Annotated in this window: 3 protein-coding genes and 1 pseudogene; 3 read left to right on the top strand and 1 reads right to left on the bottom strand. The window is 62.1% G+C overall.

Annotated elements, in window-relative coordinates:
• Nucleotides 1-569: 569 nt before the first annotated feature.
• From EN964_RS28000 to EN964_RS27990, 3 genes are all read left to right on the top strand, one after another.
• On the top strand, nt 570-2300 hold the full coding sequence (locus tag EN964_RS28000; RefSeq protein ID WP_127268165.1) for a PAS domain-containing sensor histidine kinase: 1731 nt from the start codon (nt 570-572) through the stop codon (nt 2298-2300).
• Entirely contained in the window at nt 2275-3072 is a 798-nt protein-coding gene (locus EN964_RS27995; protein WP_127268164.1) for a peptidoglycan-binding protein, read from the top strand. Before EN964_RS28000 ends, EN964_RS27995 begins: the two co-directional genes overlap by 26 nt.
• Before the next feature lie 69 nt (nt 3073-3141).
• Nucleotides 3142-3489 carry a DUF1491 family protein gene (locus EN964_RS27990; protein ID WP_127268163.1) on the top strand — a complete coding sequence of 116 codons (348 nt, stop codon included), beginning with the start codon at nt 3142-3144 and terminating at the stop codon, nt 3487-3489.
• Here the strand turns inward: EN964_RS27990 and EN964_RS27985 are convergent.
• Nucleotides 3467-3879, bottom strand: a pseudogene (locus tag EN964_RS27985) (hypothetical protein); the annotation flags it as partial. The gene EN964_RS27990 and the pseudogene EN964_RS27985 sit on opposite strands and share 23 nt — an antisense overlap.

Genomic DNA, 3879 nt, shown 5'->3' with positions numbered 1-3879 from the left:
AAACCAGAAAGCCATTCTTATGAGGAAGACCATGCCCTTGCCCTCTCGTCGTGACCGGATCATGCATCCATATGGCATGACCTCTTTTGTAGGCAGGATCTTGGCACACAGGCGCAAAGGACGGCTTGCGGGCAAAGAGAGAATTTTCCTCAAATTTTAGGCAAATTCGAAACGAAGCGTTCTGCGATCCATTTGTCTCAATTGCCAGTGATTTTCCTTAACAACAAATAACCATACATCCCCATGATTTTCCTGTATTTTTCTTGGAATGTGGAAGTCCGGGTGCCGTGTGCGCCTGTCCGATAGGTGCCGTCGCCGGATAACTCTCCGTTTACTATGGCTGCATTTGCCCGTGCTTTCGGCGGCCGGCATCCCGATATTTGCCGCAGGCCAGGGCCTTGGTCGGCCCTGCCTTATCCATTCCTTAAACGCTGGATGCGAGTTTCAAAGCCAACCAGAACCATCTGCAAAGCAGAGCTGTCCACGACAAGTGCGAGTGCGTTGAGTTGAGTTCAATCAAGGCCAGATACGTTGAATTGCCTGGCGCGATTTCTGCCGGTTGCGAACGTATGGTCCATCCGTCCATCCTTGGGCGGAGCGACCGCGAGCGCCAGCGCCGTTTCATCGGCGTCATGCTCGCCGCTCCTTTCTTTGCCGCCGGCGCCGCGGTCACCCTGGTCACTTCAGGCATGGGCGTTGCCGTCACCATGGCCGCCATCTTCGCCGCCTTTGGCCTGTGCTGGTTCGTCGCCTTACTGGTGGCGGCGACCGGCAAGATGGCGATGGCGAGTGGGCTCGCCCTGATGCTGGCCGGCATTTCTCTCGGCAGTCTCATTGCCGCCGCGGGCGGGCTGAGTTCGCCTGTCGCCATGCTTGTCCTGGCGCTGCCTTTCGAAGCCTGGTGGATCGGCGGCTCGCGACGTGCAGCACTGTGGGGAGCCGTGTCGGCCGCTGTCGCCATCCTGGCTCAGCCTTTGGCTGGAACCGTATTTCCGTTCGCAGGAGCGCAGATCGCGGCGTGGCACTGGCTGGTGCCGTTGGCGTGGGCGCTTACGCTGATGCCGCGTGCATCGGCGTTTCAAAACACGGCCGACGCGGCTGTGGTCGACACTGCCGACCGGCTCGAAGAAATCATCGATGCGGTGGTCTTGCGGGTCGCCCGCCATGGCGAGGTCCTGGACGCGTCGCCGAAAGCGCGCACGCTTTTGAAACTGCCGCCCGAACTGCTGTCTGGAAACGGCCTCTTCGATCGCGTCCATCTGTCGGATCGCGTTTCCTATCTCAGCGCAATGGCCGACATGCGCGACGGTGCGCTGTCGCGCCGGCTCGAATTGCGCATCCGCCTGCCTCAGAACGGCAATAGCCTGACGGCCGACAATTACCGCCCGTTCTCGCTTGATCTGGTGCGCGGTGAGGAACAGAGTGACGTCTTTACGCTCGTCCTGCGCGAGAATGACGAGATCGCCCGGTTGCGCGAGGATCTCGCGGCGGCCAATGAGGCGGCCGCATCCGCCGAAGTGGCGAAGGGGCGCTTCCTGGCGGTGGTCAGCCACGAACTGCGCACGCCGTTGAATGCCATCATCGGCTTCTCGGATATGCTGCTGCATGAGATGTTCGGCGGCTTCAAGGATCCGCGCCAGAAGGAATATGTCGGCCTGGTGAGGGATTCGGGCCAGCATCTGCTCGCCGTCGTAACCTCGATACTCGACGTGTCCAGGATTGAATCTGGCGTTTATGCGACCGAGCCGGAGCCGTTCCGGTTCGCGGAAGCGGTCGACATGTGCCAGTCGATGATGCAGCTGCAGGCGCAGGCCAAGAACATCGATCTGCGGGCGCAGATCGCGCCGGACGCCGGCGACATCAATGCCGACCAGCGCGCCGTACAGCAGATGCTGATCAACCTGGTCTCCAATGCGATCAAGTTCACCCCCGACGGCGGCGACGTCGTCGTCGGTGCCAAGCGGATCGGTTCGCGCCTGCATTTCTGGGTCAGGGACACCGGCATCGGCATCGCCGAGGAGGATTTCGCCAATCTCGGCAAGCCCTTCATGCAGATCCAGAACGACTATACCCGCCGTTTCGAGGGGACTGGTCTTGGCCTTTCACTGGTCAAGGGCCTGGTGGCGCTGCACGAAGGCACGATGTCCATCGAAAGCATGCCGGGCGAGGGCACCACGGTGACCATCAGCTTGCCGGTGAACGGACCGAAGGGACATCAGGCGGAGAAGGCCGGCGTGCTGACCATGCCTGTAGCGATGGCGAAAGGGGACAGAAATGGCTCGCTCCGCAAAACAGGCTAAGGCGGTCAAGCGTCGCAGCAACGCCTTTCAGGACGGCGCTGTCGCCGTCGGCGGAATGATCTCGCGCAACCCTGTCCTGGTGGGCGGCTCGACGGCATTCCTGGTGACGCTGTTCTACGTCTCTGCGAATGCCTTGTGGTACCAGCCTTTCCCGCATGCCGGCGCATTCTTCGCGACCCGCAGCATTGCGGGCTTTCCGCACGCGGCGCCCGACGAGCCGGAAACGACGTTCAACATCGTGCGGCCATCCGGCGCGCCGGCACCGATCAAGGGCGATCCGGTTGTCGAGCAGGTGCAAGGCATATTGAAGGATCTTGATTTCTATTCGGGAACGGTCGACGGCATTTCCGGACCCAACACCCGCAAGGCCATCCAGGACTATCAGCAGAAGGTCGGGCTCAACGCGTCCGGCGAGATCGACGCGCTTCTGCTCGATCAACTGGGCGCGACGCCGAAAACCGCTTCCGTCGTACCCAGGCCGCAGCCGCGCCCGGATATGCCGGCCGCCGTTCCGGTGTCTTTGCAGACAGGTTCAGGACAGACAAATTCCGGGCAGGCGGATGCCGAGACGCAAGCGCCCGATGCCCGCATCGTCAAGATCCAGGCCGGGCTCAAGGCGTTCGGCAATGACGACATGCAGCTGGATGGTGTCGTCGGCGCGCGCACCAAGGCGGCGATCAAGGAATTCCAGTCGCTGTTCGGGCTGCCGCAGACCGGCGAGCCCGATGAGATCGTCTACGTCAAGATGCGCGAGATCGGCCTGACCAACTGACGGCTGAAACGACGGCTCGCCCAGCGGCGGAAATATCGATAGAGAACCGGCAGTTTCGGGAGCTCTCTCATGCGCGTCACATCGGATCTGTGGGTCTCGGCCCTGTTGCGCCGGGTTTTCGGCGCCGGGGGATTTGCCGCCGTGGTCAAGCGCGGCGCGACCGAGGCCGGCGCTGTGTTCGTGCTGGCGCGGGGCAGGCTGGGTGAGGTTGCCCTGTTCGGGCCGGCGCCGCAGACAAGCTATGATTCGGCCAAGCCCGACGACCGGTTTTTCACTCAGCTCGGAACCGGCGAGGATGCCACAGTGCTCGACGCCAGGCTGGAAAGGGAGAAAAAATTCGATCCCGATATCTGGGTGGTCGAGATCGAGGCCGGCACCGTGCCCGTCGAGGAGCTTATTTCCGTGAAGACGCCCTGAGGCCGGACGAAGCCGCCGCATCGTCGCTGTTCGAGGCGGTGCGTGTATCGCCGTTGGCAGGTGCTGCGCCGCGAACCACCCTTGAAAGGGCTTCCGCCCGCCACGATCGCATCTTGTCCTGGGCCGCTTCACGATGCAGCAGCCGGTAACGGTCGAGGAAGGTGCGGATAGCCTGCGGATGCGGGAACTGGTTGGGATAGACGGCAACCGTGATCAGGAAGGCCCTGTCTTCGCTGAGGTCGAGCGAGCGCAAGGCGGCAAGCAGCGAGGCATAATTCTGGTTGGCGGTGAGCGATCGCGCGATCTCGAAATCGATATCGAGTGCATCGGCGAGCGCGGTCTGGAAGAACGCGGCGTTTCCCGTCAGCGCTGTCTCGCGCAATTTCACAT

The sequence above is a fragment of the Mesorhizobium sp. M7A.F.Ca.CA.001.10.2.1 genome, from assembly GCF_003998575.1.
Lineage (GTDB): Bacteria > Pseudomonadota > Alphaproteobacteria > Rhizobiales > Rhizobiaceae > Mesorhizobium.
This window is presented reverse-complemented; position numbering and strand designations above follow the sequence as displayed.